This window comes from Citrobacter sp. Cu096 (genome assembly GCF_030332285.1).
Lineage (GTDB): Bacteria > Pseudomonadota > Gammaproteobacteria > Enterobacterales > Enterobacteriaceae > Citrobacter > Citrobacter meridianamericanus.
In genome coordinates this window covers 145,990-161,616 of sequence record NZ_JAOWID010000029.1, presented here as the reverse complement: position 1 = coordinate 161,616, position 15,627 = coordinate 145,990, and the positions used below count along the sequence as shown (strand labels likewise).

The 15,627-nt window shown below is 53.1% G+C and carries 13 protein-coding genes; 9 read left to right on the top strand and 4 right to left on the bottom strand.

The window, feature by feature from the left end:
- Positions 1–5 precede the first annotated feature (5 nt).
- The 5 genes from OGX99_RS13620 (at position 6) to araE (ending at position 6,030) form a co-directional block, all read left to right on the top strand.
- On the top strand, positions 6–890 hold the full coding sequence (locus OGX99_RS13620) for a LysR family transcriptional regulator (protein WP_210905335.1): 885 nt from the start codon (positions 6–8) through the stop codon (positions 888–890).
- 102 nt (positions 891–992) lie between these two features.
- Positions 993–2,171, top strand: coding sequence for an acetyl-CoA C-acetyltransferase (locus OGX99_RS13615; protein ID WP_151224288.1), 1,179 nt, complete (start codon positions 993–995; stop codon positions 2,169–2,171).
- Between the two features lie 468 nt (positions 2,172–2,639).
- Positions 2,640–3,476 carry a 5-dehydro-4-deoxy-D-glucuronate isomerase gene (gene kduI, locus OGX99_RS13610; protein WP_151218295.1) on the top strand — a complete coding sequence of 279 codons (837 nt, stop codon included), beginning with the start codon at positions 2,640–2,642 and terminating at the stop codon, positions 3,474–3,476.
- 58 nt (positions 3,477–3,534) lie between these two features.
- On the top strand, positions 3,535–4,296 hold the full coding sequence (kduD, locus tag OGX99_RS13605; protein ID WP_003033923.1) for a 2-dehydro-3-deoxy-D-gluconate 5-dehydrogenase KduD: 762 nt from the start codon (positions 3,535–3,537) through the stop codon (positions 4,294–4,296).
- Positions 4,297–4,611: 315 nt separating this feature from the next.
- Entirely contained in the window at positions 4,612–6,030 is a 1,419-nt protein-coding gene (gene araE / locus OGX99_RS13600) for an arabinose-proton symporter AraE (RefSeq protein ID WP_151218398.1), read from the top strand.
- 79 nt (positions 6,031–6,109) lie between these two features.
- On the opposite strand, the gene OGX99_RS13595 is transcribed toward araE, so the two are convergent.
- The gene (locus tag OGX99_RS13595; protein ID WP_151218294.1) at positions 6,110–6,436 is read right to left on the bottom strand and encodes a cupin domain-containing protein; all 327 of its coding nucleotides are present in this window, start codon (positions 6,434–6,436) and stop codon (positions 6,110–6,112) included.
- 141 nt (positions 6,437–6,577) lie between these two features.
- Here OGX99_RS13595 and OGX99_RS13590 point away from each other — a divergent pair, with 141 nt between their 5' ends.
- Positions 6,578–7,285 (top strand): aspartate/glutamate racemase, encoded by a 708-nt coding sequence (locus OGX99_RS13590; protein WP_151218397.1) that lies wholly within the window; start codon positions 6,578–6,580, stop codon positions 7,283–7,285.
- Here the strand turns inward: OGX99_RS13590 and OGX99_RS13585 are convergent.
- Positions 7,257–8,192 (bottom strand): LysR family transcriptional regulator, encoded by a 936-nt coding sequence (locus OGX99_RS13585; protein WP_151218293.1) that lies wholly within the window; start codon positions 8,190–8,192, stop codon positions 7,257–7,259. The genes OGX99_RS13590 and OGX99_RS13585 overlap by 29 nt on opposite strands.
- Positions 8,193–8,310: 118 nt before the next feature.
- Between OGX99_RS13585 and lysA the strand changes: the two genes are divergently transcribed.
- Positions 8,311–9,567 carry a diaminopimelate decarboxylase gene (lysA, locus tag OGX99_RS13580; RefSeq protein WP_210905333.1) on the top strand — a complete coding sequence of 419 codons (1,257 nt, stop codon included), beginning with the start codon at positions 8,311–8,313 and terminating at the stop codon, positions 9,565–9,567.
- 40 nt (positions 9,568–9,607) lie between these two features.
- Here the strand turns inward: lysA and OGX99_RS13575 are convergent, their stop codons facing one another.
- Both OGX99_RS13575 and galR read right to left on the bottom strand, forming a co-directional pair.
- Positions 9,608–10,618 (bottom strand): LacI family DNA-binding transcriptional regulator, encoded by a 1,011-nt coding sequence (locus OGX99_RS13575; RefSeq protein ID WP_151218291.1) that lies wholly within the window; start codon positions 10,616–10,618, stop codon positions 9,608–9,610.
- Between the two features lie 13 nt (positions 10,619–10,631).
- Positions 10,632–11,660, bottom strand: coding sequence for an HTH-type transcriptional regulator GalR (gene galR / locus OGX99_RS13570; protein WP_187253150.1), 1,029 nt, complete (start codon positions 11,658–11,660; stop codon positions 10,632–10,634).
- Between the two features lie 597 nt (positions 11,661–12,257).
- Between galR and aas the strand changes: the two genes are divergently transcribed.
- Together aas and lplT are read left to right on the top strand one after the other, a co-directional pair.
- Entirely contained in the window at positions 12,258–14,417 is a 2,160-nt protein-coding gene (aas, locus tag OGX99_RS13565) for a bifunctional acyl-ACP--phospholipid O-acyltransferase/long-chain-fatty-acid--ACP ligase (protein ID WP_187253149.1), read from the top strand.
- A complete protein-coding gene (gene lplT / locus OGX99_RS13560) occupies positions 14,410–15,603 on the top strand; it encodes a lysophospholipid transporter LplT (RefSeq protein WP_151218290.1) in 1,194 nt (397 codons plus the stop codon). Before aas ends, lplT begins: the two co-directional genes overlap by 8 nt.
- Positions 15,604–15,627: the final 24 nt, after the last annotated feature.

Sequence of the window (15,627 nt, the reverse complement as noted above, 5' to 3'; positions counted from 1 at the left end):
AGTTCATGCGTTACTCTCCTGAAGCGTTAACGGCATTTGTAGAGACCGTTTCCTGCGGCTCATTTTCTGCTGCGGCCCGTCGGCTACGCAAAAGCCAGTCCACCATCAGTACAGCCGTTGCGCATCTGGAAGCCGACCTTGGTTTTGCGCTGTTTGACCGTTCATCCCGGCAGCCAAAGCTGACCGAAGAAGGTAAGCGGGTGCTGGGCTATGTGCAGGCAATTTTGACGGCCAGTGAGCGCCTTGATGAGGCGGCGATCTCATTGTCGGGTGAAACGGAAGCGCGCCTGACCTTCGTGTTGTCAGACACGCTGCACCCGGATGTGCTGGAAGAACTGATGGTGCAGTTTGACCGCAAGTTTCCTCATACCGAGTTTGAATGTCTGATTGGCGAAGATGAAGACGTGATCGATCTGCTGCAAAAAGGACGTGCTCAGGTGGGGTTGATCGAAGCGCGGGAGGATTACCCGACCGACATGGGGGTCACTCGTCTGCCGATGCAATCATGGATGGGGTTATATGTTGCGGCTTCGCATCCGCTGGCGGGCCAGGAAAAACTGCAGTGGGAACAGCTCCACACCTGGCGCGAGCTGCGTCTGAATACCTATCTGGAAAGCGGTACCAACGTGGCGCGCGGCCCCGTATGGTCTGCTCCCAACTATTTGTTGCTGCTGAGTATGGCGGTTCAGGGATTCGGCTGGTGCGCGCTGCCTTGCGCACTGGTAGAAGAATTTGCGGCAGAAAAACCGTTGGTTCAATTGACGCTGCCCGGCTGGCCAAAGGCTATCTCTATCGATCTGTTGTGGAATAAGAAATCCCCGCCTGGCGTGGCGGGAAGTTGGTTGCGCGACCATTTACAGCAGAGTGGCGTTCAGATGACTAATAAATGATACGAATTTCCTTTGTGATAAAAATCACCGTTTTTAAACAACCTTGATAACTATTTTTAACAATCATCTACTATTGCGAGGTTATTTTGCGCTGAGGTGGTGATGAAAGAGGTTGTGATAGTCGGGGCGTTAAGGACACCGATTGGCTGCTTCCAGGGGACGCTGGCGCGCCACTCTGCCGTTGAATTAGGCAGCATGGTGGTCAGGGCGTTACTGGAACGCACGGGCGTGGACGTTCACGCTGTGGATGAAGTGATCCTCGGTCAGGTGCTTACCGCAGGCGCCGGGCAGAACCCGGCGCGTCAGTCAGCCATCAATGGTGGGTTGCCCAATACCGTTTCAGCTATCACCATAAACGATGTCTGCGGTTCGGGTCTGAAAGCGCTGCATCTGGCGACTCAGGCTATCCAGTGCGGCGAGGCCGACATTGTGATTGCGGGCGGGCAAGAGAATATGAGCCGCGCGCCGCATGTCCTGACTGATAGTCGCACCGGGGCGCAACTGGGTAACAGTCAACTCGTCGACAGTCTGGTGCATGACGGGCTGTGGGATGCCTTCAACGATTACCATATGGGCGTTACCGCAGAAAATCTGGCGCGGGAATATGGCATCAGCCGTGAACTACAGGATGCCTACGCGCTGCATTCGCAACACAAGGCGCGGATGGCAATTGACGCCGGACGCTTCAAAGATGAAATCGTGCCAGTGGTGACGCAGCGTAACGGGCAATCGTTGGTAGTGGATACCGATGAACAACCGCGCACCGATGCAAGCGCTGAAGGGCTGGCGCGCCTGGATCCTACCTTCGACAGACTCGGTTCGGTCACAGCGGGTAACGCGTCATCTATCAATGATGGCGCTGCCGCGGTGATGATGATGAGCGAAGCCAAGGCGCAGGAGCTGAATTTACCCATACTGGCGCGCATTCGCGCCTTTGCCAGTGTCGGGGTCGATCCTGCGCTCATGGGGATTGCTCCGGTCTACGCGACGCGGCGCTGCCTTGAGCGCGTTGGCTGGCAACTGGCTGATGTTGACCTTATTGAAGCTAACGAAGCCTTCGCCGCGCAGGCGTTATCCGTTGGAAAAATGCTGGAGTGGGATGAACGGCGAGTGAATGTGAACGGCGGAGCTATTGCGCTCGGTCACCCGATTGGCGCATCAGGCTGCCGGATTCTGGTGTCACTGGTTCATGAAATGGTGAAACGTCGGGCGCACAAAGGCCTGGCAACGCTGTGTATCGGCGGCGGCCAGGGTGTGGCACTTGCTATCGAACGAGATTAACGATCTTAGATTTACCGTCTTAAACGCCTTTCTAAGTGTTTCGCTGCACCTGTAAAAAAGCCCTCCAGCAGGAGGGCAAGGCCAGTTACAGAAACATACACTCTAAACACATTCAACTTATCAAAACGTTGTTTCATTTCATGTGATTAACTGCGCACTTTGTTAGAAAAGTTGTCTTTTCGACCGATGATTTCGGCTGAATTTTCCATTTTTATCCCCACTCTTAATGAATGACTCAACTTATCTTATTGTTATTTATCATTTTATTTAAAACGGCTTCGCTATTTATACGCGCTGGCGTGATCGCACTTACACTTTTGATAATAAGACGCAGAAAAAGTGAAACAACGTTTTATTTATCATTGAAAACCCATTCCGGGAGGGATATCATGAATGCATAAGATAAAACGGAACAGCGTTTTGTTATTCGTTTAAGCATTCACGGTCAATTTATCACTGGAGGTAAATGTGGACGTAAGACAAAGCATCCATAGTGCGCATGCGAAAACCCTGGACACTCAGGGGCTGCGTAATGAGTTTTTGGTCGAAAAAGTGTTTGTCGCAGATGAATACACCATGGTCTACAGCCACATTGACCGCATCATTGTTGGCGGCATTATGCCTGTGGCCAAAACCGTCTCAGTGGGTGGTGAAGTTGGCAAACAGCTGGGCGTAACTTACTTCCTTGAGCGTCGTGAGCTGGGTGTGATCAACATTGGTGGCCCGGGCACGATTACCGTTGACGGTCAGTGCTATGAAATTGGCCATCGTGACGCGCTGTACGTCGGGAAAGGGGCAAAAGAAGTGGTTTTTGCAAGCATCGATGCGGCGAAGCCGGCAAAGTTTTATTACAACTGCGCGCCGGCCCACACGACTTATCCAACCAAAAAAGTCACGCCAGCAGACGTTGCGCCAGTGACGCTGGGCGATAACCTCACCAGTAACCGTCGTACTATCAATAAATACTTTGTGCCAGATGTGCTGGAAACCTGCCAGTTGAGCATGGGCCTGACCGAACTGGCGCCGGGTAACCTGTGGAACACCATGCCGTGTCATACCCATGAACGTCGTATGGAAGTCTATTTCTATTTCAATATGGAAGAAGATACCTGCGTCTTCCACATGATGGGACAGCCTCAGGAAACGCGTCATATTGTGATGCATAACGAGCAGGCGGTGATTTCTCCGAGCTGGTCAATTCACTCCGGTGTTGGCACAAAAGCGTATACGTTCATTTGGGGCATGGTCGGCGAAAACCAGGTCTTTGATGATATGGACCATGTTGCAGTCAAAGATCTGCGCTAGTAGCGGGCGACAGCCTTGCCTGCCTGTGGCGGGCATTATAAAAAATTAAGGATTTACAATGATTTTGAATGCATTCTCTCTTGAAGGTAAAGTCGCTGTTGTGACTGGTTGTGACACCGGTCTGGGTCAGGGTATGGCGCTTGGCCTGGCTGAAGCGGGCTGCGATATCGTGGGTATCAACATTGTTGAACCGACGGAAACCATCGAACGTGTGACCGCACTGGGCCGTCGTTTTTTAAGTCTGACCGCTGACCTACGTCAAATTGATGGCATTCCGGCGCTGCTGGAGCGCGCGGTGGCGGAATTTGGTCATATCGATATTCTGGTCAACAACGCGGGGCTTATCCGTCGTGACGATGCGATCGACTTCAGCGAAAAAGACTGGGATGACGTGATGAACCTGAACATTAAGAGCGTGTTCTTTATGTCTCAGGCCGCGGCGAAGCACTTTATCGCGCAGGGTAATGGCGGCAAAATTATCAACATCGCCTCTATGCTTTCCTTCCAGGGGGGCATCCGTGTACCGTCTTACACCGCGTCTAAAAGCGGCGTTATGGGTGTCACCCGTCTGATGGCGAACGAGTGGGCAAAACATAACATCAACGTTAACGCAATTGCGCCGGGTTACATGGCGACGAACAACACTCAACAGCTGCGTGCTGATGAACAGCGTAGCGCAGAAATCCTCGATCGTATCCCGGCGGGTCGTTGGGGGCTGCCGAGCGACCTGATGGGGCCTGTCGTGTTCCTGGCATCCAGCGCCTCTGACTACATCAACGGTTATACCGTAGCGGTAGACGGCGGCTGGCTGGCGCGTTAATCAGCTTTCCTGTACCGACAAACCCTGCCATCTGGCAGGGTTTTTTTATATTAGGATCATTAAAATCCATATTGTGGTTATAAATTATTCCATATTACTTTCCCTGTATATGGTTCCTTTATTTTTAATATACATTAATATCAATCAATTAAATTTAATTGAGTGATTATCGATAAATTTTAAAATTGGAATATCCATCACATAACGATGTGGTGCAGCAATTTTATCCATGTTTTTGCCGTTTCCCGCCTGACGCTTCCTGTAAGGGATCCCTTACTTTCAATGCCATGGTTACTCTGTATCTGGCAGGAAAAAATGGTCTCAATTAATAATGATGCTGCTTTAGCGCCGCGCACTGCGCGCGATACGCGACGTATGAATATGTTTGTTTCGATCTCTGCGGCCGTCGCAGGGTTGTTATTCGGCCTGGATATTGGCGTGATAGCCGGCGCATTGCCTTTTATCACCGATCACTTTGTCCTGACCAGCCGTCTGCAGGAGTGGGTGGTAAGCAGCATGATGCTGGGCGCGGCAATTGGTGCGCTGTTTAACGGCTGGCTGTCATTCCGTCTGGGGCGCAAATACAGTCTGATGGCGGGCGCGATCCTTTTCGTCGTTGGATCTCTGGGTTCGGCGTTTGCGTCCAGCGTAGAAATGCTCATTTTTGCCCGCGTGGTGCTGGGTGTTGCGGTGGGGATCGCCTCTTACACCGCGCCGCTCTATCTCTCCGAAATGGCCAGTGAGAACGTGCGCGGCAAGATGATCAGCATGTATCAACTGATGGTGACGCTGGGGATCGTGCTGGCCTTTTTATCTGATACGGCGTTCAGCTACAGCGGTAACTGGCGCGCTATGCTGGGCGTGCTGGCACTTCCGGCGGTGTTACTGATTATCCTGGTTGTTTTCCTGCCAAACAGCCCGCGCTGGCTGGCGGAGAAAGGCCGCCATATCGAAGCCGAAGAAGTATTGCGTATGCTGCGTGATACGTCAGAAAAAGCCCGCGATGAGCTGAACGAAATTCGTGAAAGCCTGAAGCTTAAGCAGGGCGGTTGGGCACTGTTTAAAATTAACCGTAACGTGCGTCGCGCGGTTTTCCTCGGCATGTTGTTGCAGGCGATGCAGCAGTTCACCGGGATGAACATTATCATGTACTACGCGCCACGCATTTTTAAAATGGCGGGGTTTACCACCACTGAGCAGCAGATGATTGCCACACTGGTGGTCGGTTTAACGTTTATGTTTGCTACTTTTATCGCTGTCTTTACGGTAGACAAAGCAGGGCGTAAACCGGCGCTGAAAATTGGTTTCAGCGTAATGGCTATCGGGACGCTGGTGCTTGGTTATTGCCTGATGCAATTTGATAACGGCACGGCTTCCAGTGGGCTGTCCTGGCTCTCGGTTGGCATGACGATGATGTGTATTGCAGGTTACGCAATGAGCGCCGCGCCGGTCGTGTGGATCCTGTGTTCGGAAATTCAGCCGCTGAAATGCCGCGATTTCGGTATTACCTGTTCCACCACCACTAACTGGGTGTCGAACATGATCATTGGCGCAACGTTCCTGACGCTGCTCGACAGCATTGGCGCTGCCGGTACGTTCTGGCTTTACACCGCGCTAAACGTCGCGTTTATCGGGATTACATTTTGGCTCATTCCTGAAACCAAAAACGTCACGCTGGAACATATCGAACGCAAGTTAATGGCGGGCGAGAAGTTAAGAGATATTGGGGTGTAAATGTTGAGACGGAATGTCGGATGACGTCTCATGGAGGCCGGGTAAGCGTAAGCGATACCCGGCTTTTTTATTTAGCACTTTATCCGTGCAGAAAATCTTCGCGAATGGGGGTAAAGGTATCCAGCAGCGTTCCCGGTGTTAAGCAGACGCAGCCATGCATAACATTGGGCTGTTTATACAGGGTGTCGCCTGCTCTAACGATATGTTTTTCGTCACCGATGGTAAATTCAAACTCACCGGACAACACGTAAGTCAGCTGCTCGTGCGGGTGATTGTGCATCGGGCCGATTGCACCTTGCTCAAAGTTTACCTCAACCGCCATCATGTTACCGTCGTGAGCAAGAATGCGCCGGGTAACGCCATTGCCCAGATCTTCAAGCGTGGTCTCTTTATGAAAAATAAACATCCGGCCTCTCCGTTAAATAATAAAACAATGTTTCATTAAATTTATATCATAATAAATCAAAAGAAAATATTGACTAATAGTTGTGGAAAGTTGATCGCATCTTTGGTCCACTGAAAAAACAACAACGAATAAGGGGAAATGATGAAAACGATCGGTCTGTTAGGTGGTATGAGCTGGGAATCCACCATTCCTTATTATCGACTCATTAATGAAGGGATTAAACAGCGTTTGGGTGGTCTGCACTCTGCGCAGATTCTGTTGCACAGCGTGGATTTTCACGAGATTGAAGCCTGTCAGTCAAGCGCTGACTGGCAGCGGGCCGGGGAGATCCTCGCGCAGGCCGCCATCGGACTTCAGCAAGCCGGAGCGGAAGGGATCGTGCTGTGTACCAACACCATGCACAAAGTTGCTGAGGCGATTGAAACTGCCTGTGATGTGCCGTTCTTGCATATTGCCGATGCGACGGGCCGGGCGATACAAAAGCAGCAGATGCGCAACGTGGCGCTACTGGGCACGCGTTACACCATGGAGCAGGATTTTTATCGCGGGCGCTTACAGGCTGAATTTGGCATCAGCACGCTTACTCCTGAAGCTGATGACCGTCAGAGAATAAACCAGATTATTTTCGACGAATTGTGTCTCGGTGAGTTCAATGAAACCTCCCGCGACTATTACCTGAGCGTCATTGATCAGTTGGCGAAACAGGGCGCGCAAGGGGTGATCTTTGGCTGTACCGAGATTGGTCTGTTAGTTCCAGCCGAGCTAAGCCCACTCCCGGTTTTCGACACGGCGGCAATCCATGCGCAAGATGCGGTGGCGTTTATGCTTTCGTCTGTGGATGCAAAATAGCCTCCAGCGGATCGATAAGCCTAGGGAGATGGGCTTGCAGATGTGCTGTAAAAGCATCAACCAGCGCTGAGGCGGGGCGATGAAGTGGGTGAATCAGACTGACCGTAAAGGGTACTGAAATACTGAAGCGGCGGATAACGACTCCGCTGCTGGCGTAATCCAGTGCGGTGAGTGGGTTGACCACTGAGATCCCCACACCCGCCCGCACCATCGCGCAAATCGAAGCGGCGCTGTGGGTTTCTATCACCATACGGCGCTTCACCTGATGCTCGTTGAAAAGGGTATCTAGTAGCTGGCGGTAACTGTCGGTCCGCGACAAGCTGATGTAGTTCTCTCCCTGAAAATCCTGCGGCGTTAATACCGCTTTCTTGGTCAACGGATGCCCCTGTGGCAGTACACATACTTCATCCAGCGCCAGCAGCTCGGTGCGTTTTGTTCCGGCAGGCGTTTGCAACGTTTCCGTTAACCCCAGATCGTGGCGCTGTGCCGACAGCCACTCTTCCAGCAGCGGCGATTCCTGCGGCACTATCTGAATATTGACCTGCGGATAGCGCGCGAGAAATGGCTGCAGCAGCGGCGGTAAAAAGGACTGTGAGAATACCGGCAGACAAACAATCGATAATTCTCCCTGGCGAAACTCACGCAGGCTCTCAGCGGCGCTCACAATTCTGTCCAGGCCATACCATGAACGTTGCACCTCTTCAAACAGACGTAGCCCCTGTACCGTTGGGTGCAGTCGCCCGCGGCTACGCTCAAACAGTGTTAACCCCAGCACTTTTTCGAATCTTGCCAGTTCCCGACTGACGGTGGGTTGTGAGGTGTGGAGCATGCGTGCGGCTTCCGTCAGATTGCCTGCGGTCATGATGGCGTGGAAAATTTCGATGTGACGCAGGTTAACGGCGGGCATAGCTAATCCTCGAATGATCTAATCCATATCATTTTTGCATAGACTCACGATAAAACGATATTTTTTATTCTTTTTGGGCTGTGGCGTAATCATAAAAAAGCCACTATCGGAGCACAGCATGCCACGCCCACTCAACAGCACAGACACCGACCTGACCGCCGACAATCTGTTACGCCTGCCCGCAGAATTTGGCTGCCCGGTATGGGTTTACGATGCGCAAATCATTCGGGCGCAGATTGCCAAACTCAAACAGTTTGACGTGGTGCGTTTTGCCCAGAAGGCATGTTCGAACATTCATATTCTGCGCCTGATGCGTGAGCAGGGCGTGAAGGTTGATTCCGTCTCGCTTGGCGAGATTGAACGTGCGCTGGCGGCAGGCTTTGTGCCGGGGAAAGATGAGATAGTCTTTACCGCCGATATGATTGATAAAGCGACGCTTGCGCGGGTACATGAATTGAGTATTCCGGTAAATGCCGGGTCGGTAGACATGCTGGAGCAACTGGGCCAGGTCTCGCCGGGCCATCGCGTGTGGCTGCGCGTAAACCCAGGCTTTGGGCATGGGCACAGTCAAAAAACCAATACTGGCGGCGAAAACAGCAAGCACGGCATCTGGTATAGCTCACTCCCTGCGGCGCTGGAAGTGATTCAGCGCTATAAGCTGAAGCTGGTGGGGATTCATATGCATATCGGCTCCGGCGTAGACTACGCGCATCTGGAGCAGGTATGCGGCGCGATGGTGCGCCAGGTGGTTGAATTTGGTCAGGATCTGGAGGCGATCTCCGCGGGGGGCGGTTTATCAATTCCGTATCGCGAAGGTGAAGAGGCGATCGACACCGATCACTACTTTGGTTTGTGGAGCGCCGCACGAGATCAAATAGCTAAACATCTGGGACACGCCGTCAAACTGGAGATCGAACCCGGGCGCTTCCTGGTGGCGGAAGCAGGCGTGTTGGTGGCGCAGGTGCGTAGCGTAAAAGAGATGGGCAGTCGTCACTTTGTGTTGATCGACGCGGGTTTCAACGATCTTATGCGCCCGGCCATGTACGGTAGCTATCACCATATCTCCGCGCTGGCGGGGGATGGACGTTCTCTGGATCATGCGGCGCAAATTGAGACGGTGGTGGCCGGGCCGCTGTGTGAATCCGGTGACGTGTTTACCCAGCAGGAAGGCGGAAATGTGGAGACTCGTCTGCTGCCTGCGGTGGTGCCGGGTGATTATCTTGTGCTGCATGATACCGGGGCGTATGGAGCTTCAATGTCGTCAAACTACAACAGTCGCCCGCTGCTGCCGGAGGTTCTGTTCGATAACGGCGTGGCGCGACTCATTCGCCGTCGTCAGACTATTGATGAGCTGTTAGCGCTGGAACTTATTTGATTGAATGCCGGATGGCGCTTGCCTGCCATTCGGCATTTAATTACTTAAAGTACGGTCCGGGCGTTACTGAATCACGCAACACCAGTTTGCCGGTAAACGGTGGGATCGGCTCCACGCTTTCGCCGTTGGCCAGCCGGATAGCCTGGTCGATGGCCGTAGTTATCATGGTATCAATCGGCAGATAAACGGTAGACAGCCCCGGCTCCAGCCATTTGGCGCTGGGTGCGTCATCAAAACCAAACAGTGAGACGTCCATTGGGATCCTCAGTCCGGCCTGATGTAACGCTTTTGATGCACCTAATGCCATGTCATCGTTACAGGCGAACAGGGCGCTGAATTTTACCCCTTCCTCCAGCAGTTCAAGACACGCTTCGTAGCCTCGTGTCATCGTGGAATCGCCGTATTTGATCTTGCTCGGATCCCAGGGAATACCGTTTTTTTCCAGCGCCTTACGATACCCCATCAGACGTGATTTGCCGGTAGGGGTATGCCCTGGCACGGTGATGCAGGCAATATCGCGATGTCCCTGCGAGATCAGATAATTAACCGCCTGATACGCGGCGTCTTCTTGTTCGAAGAAAATCGCGCGATCCCGGGCCTGACTGACATCCCGGTTAATGACCAGCAAGGGCATATCAATGCTGTTCATCAGCGACAAAATCGCCTTTTCACTCATATAGCGGGTATAGAGAATAATGGCGTCGCACTGCCTGTCAGCCAGCATTTGTACGGCTTCCAGCTCCCGCTCCGGCGTGTCGTGGCCGTCGGTGACGATCAACTGCTTGCCGTGAGACTCCGTCTGGCGCGAAGCCTGTTGCAGCAGGCGACCAAAGTAGAAGCCATCAAATGTGGAAACCACCAGACCAATGCTGTTGCTGGTGCGATTCGCCAAAGAGCGCGCTAAAAAATTGGGCCGATAATCGAGTGCCTGCATGGCCTTAAACACTTTCTGGCGCGTGCTCTCTTTTACCTGACCCGTGCCATTCAGCACGCGCGAAACGGTCGCTTTTGAGACGCCTGCGTGTCGTGAAACGTCCAACATCGTAGTCATGACGCAATCCTGGTTAATCGTTTGACGTTGAATTCCCTGGCTCTGTCAGCGTCGAAACGGAATGGCGACGCACCAGAGTTGGGTTAAAGATGTGGGTAATTTCAGGCTCGGGACGCTTCTCCGCCAGCGCGAGTGCCAGTTCGGCGGCCTGGGTTGCCATCGTCACGATGGGATAGCGTACTGTGGTCAGACGTGGGCGAACATAGCGGGAAATTAGCACGTCATCAAAGCCAATCAGCGATATTTCTCCCGGCACATCAATGCCATTGTCATTCAATACGCCCATGGCGCCAGCCGCCATTGAGTCGTTGTAGCAGGCTACCGCAGTGAAGTTTTTGCCACGGCCAAGCAACTCGGTCATTGCCTGTTCACCGCCGCTTTCATCCGGTTCGCCGAATGTCACCAGCCGATCGCTTACCGGTATATTGCTCTCCGCCAGCGCGTCGTAATAGCCTTGCAAACGATCTTCTGCATCTGAAATCGTGTGATTGGAACACAGATAACCGATGCGCGTATGGCCTTGCTGAATAAGGTGTCGGGTAGCGAGCCACGCGCCGAATCGGTCATCGAGGGCAACGCAGCGTTGTTCGAATCCCGGAAGAATTCGGTTAATCAAAACCATACCGGGGATTTGCTTCATTAATGAAGCCAGTTCAGCATCCGGGATAATTTTGGCATGGACAACAAGTGCTGCACAGCGGTGGCGAATGAGCTGTTCAATCGCTTGACGTTCCTTCTGTTCGTTATGGTAGCCGTTGCCAATCAGCAAAAAATTTCCGGTGTTATAGGCCACCTGCTCGACAGCTTTAACCATTGCCCCAAAGAATGGATCGGACACATCACCGACCACCAGGCCGATGGTTTCTGTTGATTGTTGTGCCAGCGCCCGCGCATTGGCATTGGGGTGGTAGCTGAGTGATTCCATTGCACTCGTTACGGCCAGACGCGATGCTTCGCTGGCTTTAGGGGAGTCATTGATCACGCGAGAAACGGTGGCGACTGATACACCAGCCAGTCGGGCTACATCCTTTATGGTCGCCATGATAGTACCTGTTGTGGGTAAACGCTTACATTCCGTCAGTGTTACGGAAAATGGCTGACTGTTCAAGCAGATTGCCCGTCAGGACGTCGCAAATGTGAGCGCGCGCGAGCGAGGCAAGACAGAAAAACAGGAAATGCTAATTTTTGCTTACACTTTGCGATGCGCTGTTGCGATTGTTAGCTGGTGGGAGAACGGAGCGGATTGCTAGAGTTGGGATCCCAGAGGTATTGATAGGTGAAATCAACTTTCGGGTTGATCACTAGAATTACACCAGCCTGCGCAGATGCGCAGGTTTTTTTTATTTTCAGCCTGTCTGTAACAGTAACCGATAATTTACACAACTCGTTGCATTTGGGTTCATTCCTTTGCGTTTTCGCGCTGGCGTATCTGGCTGCTGACGACCACAATCAAGATCCCAGAGGTATTGATTGGTGAGATTATTCGGTACGCACTTCGTACCTGTCTCTTGCACCGACCTGCGCGGATGCGCAGGTTTTTTTTCGGATTGTATTTACCAGTAATCTGTCGCGCCCCTTCTCCAACTCGTATACTCTCCCACCATTGATGGTTATATAATTAATGGCACAGGGAGTTGAGATGCTATTTGGCCTTTTTCGTAATCTGTTTCGCGTGCTTTTCCGCGTTCGCGTCACGGGCGATGTCAGCGCGCTACAGGGAGAACGCGTTCTAATCACTCCCAACCATGTCTCATTTATAGACGGCATCCTGCTGGCACTCTTTTTACCGATTCGTCCCGTCTTTGCTGTTTACACCTCGATCAGCCAGCAATGGTATATGCGCTGGCTAACCCCGCTGATTGATTTCGTGCCGTTAGACCCAACCAAACCGATGTCGATTAAGCATCTGGTTCGCCTGGTCGAACAGGGTCGTCCGGTGGTTATTTTCCCGGAAGGGCGTATTTCTACCACCGGTTCGTTGATGAAAATATATGATGGTGCCGGGTTTGTTGCCGCTAAGTCGGGAGCGACGGTCGTTCCTGTACGCATCGAGGGCGCAGAGCTTACCCGCTTTAGCCGCCTGAAAGGTCTGGTTAAACAGCGATTTTTTCCGCGTATTCAACTGCATATCTTGCCGCCGACCCAAATGCCGATGCCGGAAGCGCCGCGTGCTCGCGATCGCCGTAAAATCGCCGGTGAAATGCTGCATCAAATTATGATGGAAGCCCGCATGGCGGTACGCCCGCGTGAAACGCTGTACGAGTCGCTACTGGCGGCAAAATACCGTTTTGGCGCAGGCAAAAACTGCATTGAAGATGTTAACTTTACGCCGGACAGCTACCGCAAATTGCTGACGAAGACACTCTTTGTGGCCCGTATTCTGGAGAAATATAGCGCCGAAGGCGAAAAAATCGGCCTGATGCTGCCAAATGCGGGGATCAGCGCAGCGGTTATTTTTGGCGCGATTGCGCGTCGACGCATTCCGGCCATGATGAACTACACCGCGGGCGTGAAGGGATTGACCAGCGCCATTACTGCGTCCGAAATCAAAACGATCTTCACTTCCCGACAATTTCTCGATAAAGGCAAACTCTGGCACTTGCCTGAACAGCTTACCCAGGTGCGCTGGGTTTATCTGGAAGACTTAAAAGCTGATGTGACCTTTAGCGATAAGCTGTGGATCTTCTCACATCTGCTGGCTCCGCATCTGGCACAGGTAAAGCAGCAGCCGGAAGAGGCTGCGGTGATCCTCTTTACGTCTGGTTCGGAAGGCCATCCGAAAGGTGTGGTCCACAGCCACAAGAGCATTCTGGCGAACGTTGAGCAGATTAAAACGATTGCCGATTTCACCGCCGATGACCGCTTTATGTCGGCGCTGCCGCTGTTCCACTCTTTTGGCCTGACGGTGGGATTATTCACGCCATTACTGACCGGCGCAGAAGTGTTTCTTTATCCCAGCCCGCTGCATTACCGCATTGTGCCGGAGCTGGTCTATGACCGGAACTGCACCGTGTTGTTTGGTACGTCAACGTTCCTCGGCAACTATGCGCGTTTCGCGCATCCGTATGACTTCCACCGCCTGCGCTATGTGGTAGCGGGAGCGGAAAAACTGCAGGACAGCACAAAGCAGCTGTGGCAGGAGAAATTTGGCCTGCGCGTTCTTGAAGGCTATGGCGTGACGGAATGTGCGCCGGTGGTGTCGATCAACGTACCGATGGCGGCAAAATCCGGCACGGTAGGGCGTATCCTGCCTGGTATGGATGCCCGACTGTTGGCCGTGCCGGGCATTGAGGATGGTGGGCGTTTACAACTGAAAGGTCCTAATATCATGAGCGGCTATCTGCGCGTTGAAAAACCGGGCGTGCTGGAAGTGCCGACGGCAGAAAATGCGCAGGGTGAGATTGAGCGCGGCTGGTACGACACCGGAGACATTGTACGCTTTGATGAAAACGGCTTTGTCCAGATCCAGGGGCGCGCCAAACGTTTTGCGAAAATTGCCGGAGAGATGGTCTCACTGGAAATGGTTGAGCAACTGGCATTGGCGGTGTCTGCAGACAAAATGCATGCCACGGCGATCAAGAGCGATGTCAGCAAAGGTGAGGCCCTGGTGCTGTTCACTACCGACAGCGAACTCACGCGAGAAAAACTACAGCAGTATGCGCGGGCGCACGGCGTACCTGAACTCGCCGTACCGCGTGATATACGCCACCTGAAGCAACTTCCATTACTTGGCAGCGGTAAGCCGGATTTTGTTACGCTGAAAAGCTGGGTCGACGAGGCGGAAAAACAACATGAGTGAGTCAGTGCACACTAACACGTCAATCTGGTCCAAAGGGATGATGTCCGTGATCGCCGCGCAGTTTCTGTCGGCGTTTGGCGATAACGCGTTGCTGTTTGCTACACTGGCGCTGCTGAAGGAGCAATTTTATCCGGACTGGAGTCAGCCAATCCTCCAGATGGTGTTTGTGGGCGCTTACATTCTGTTTGCGCCCTTTGTTGGACAGGTGGCGGATAGCTTTGCCAAAGGCAGGGTGATGATGTTCGCGAACGGCCTGAAGCTGCTGGGAGCGGCGAGTATTTGCTTTGGCATTAATCCGTTCCTCGGGTACACGCTGGTGGGGATTGGCGCGGCGGCGTATTCACCGGCCAAGTATGGCATTCTCGGTGAACTGACCACCGGCGACAAACTGGTGAAAGCCAACGGCCTGATGGAAGCTTCCACCATTGCTGCGATTTTGCTCGGGTCCGTCGCTGGCGGCGTTCTGGCCGACTGGCACGTGATTGCTGCGCTTTCTGCTTGTGCACTGGCCTATGCAGGCGCGGTGGTCGCTAACGTGTATATTCCGAAGCTCGCCGCGGCTCGCCCAGGCCAGTCCTGGCATCTGGGCAAAATGACGCGCAGTTTTTTCTGTGCCGCAACCTCACTGTGGCGCAATGGTGAAACGCGTTTCTCATTGGTCGGAACCAGCCTTTTCTGGGGCGCGGGCGTCACGCTGCGTTTTCTGCTGGTGCTGTGGGTTCCGGTGGCGCTCGGCATCACCGATAACGCCACGCCTACCTATCTCAATGCCATGGTAGCGATCGGGATTGTTGTCGGCGCAGGGGCGGCTGCGAAACTGGTGACGCTGGAAACTGTGTCGCGCTGTATGCCTGCGGGGATACTGATCGGCGTCGTGGTGCTGATTTTTTCTCTTCAACATTCGCTGCTTCCGGCCTACGCGTTGCTGCTGCTTATCGGCGTGTGTGGTGGGTTCTTTGTGGTGCCGCTGAACGCGTTACTGCAGGAGCGGGGTAAGAAAAGCGTCGGTGCGGGCAATGCGATTGCGGTGCAAAACCTGGGCGAAAACAGCGCGATGCTGCTGATGCTGGGTATTTACTCACTGGCGGTTCTGGTGGGGATCCCGGCGGTCGCGATTGGGATTGGGTTTGGCGCGCTGTTTGCGCTGGCGATTGCGGCGCTGTGGATTTGGCAGCGCCGCCGGTAACATTGCCGGATGGCGGCGTTGTCT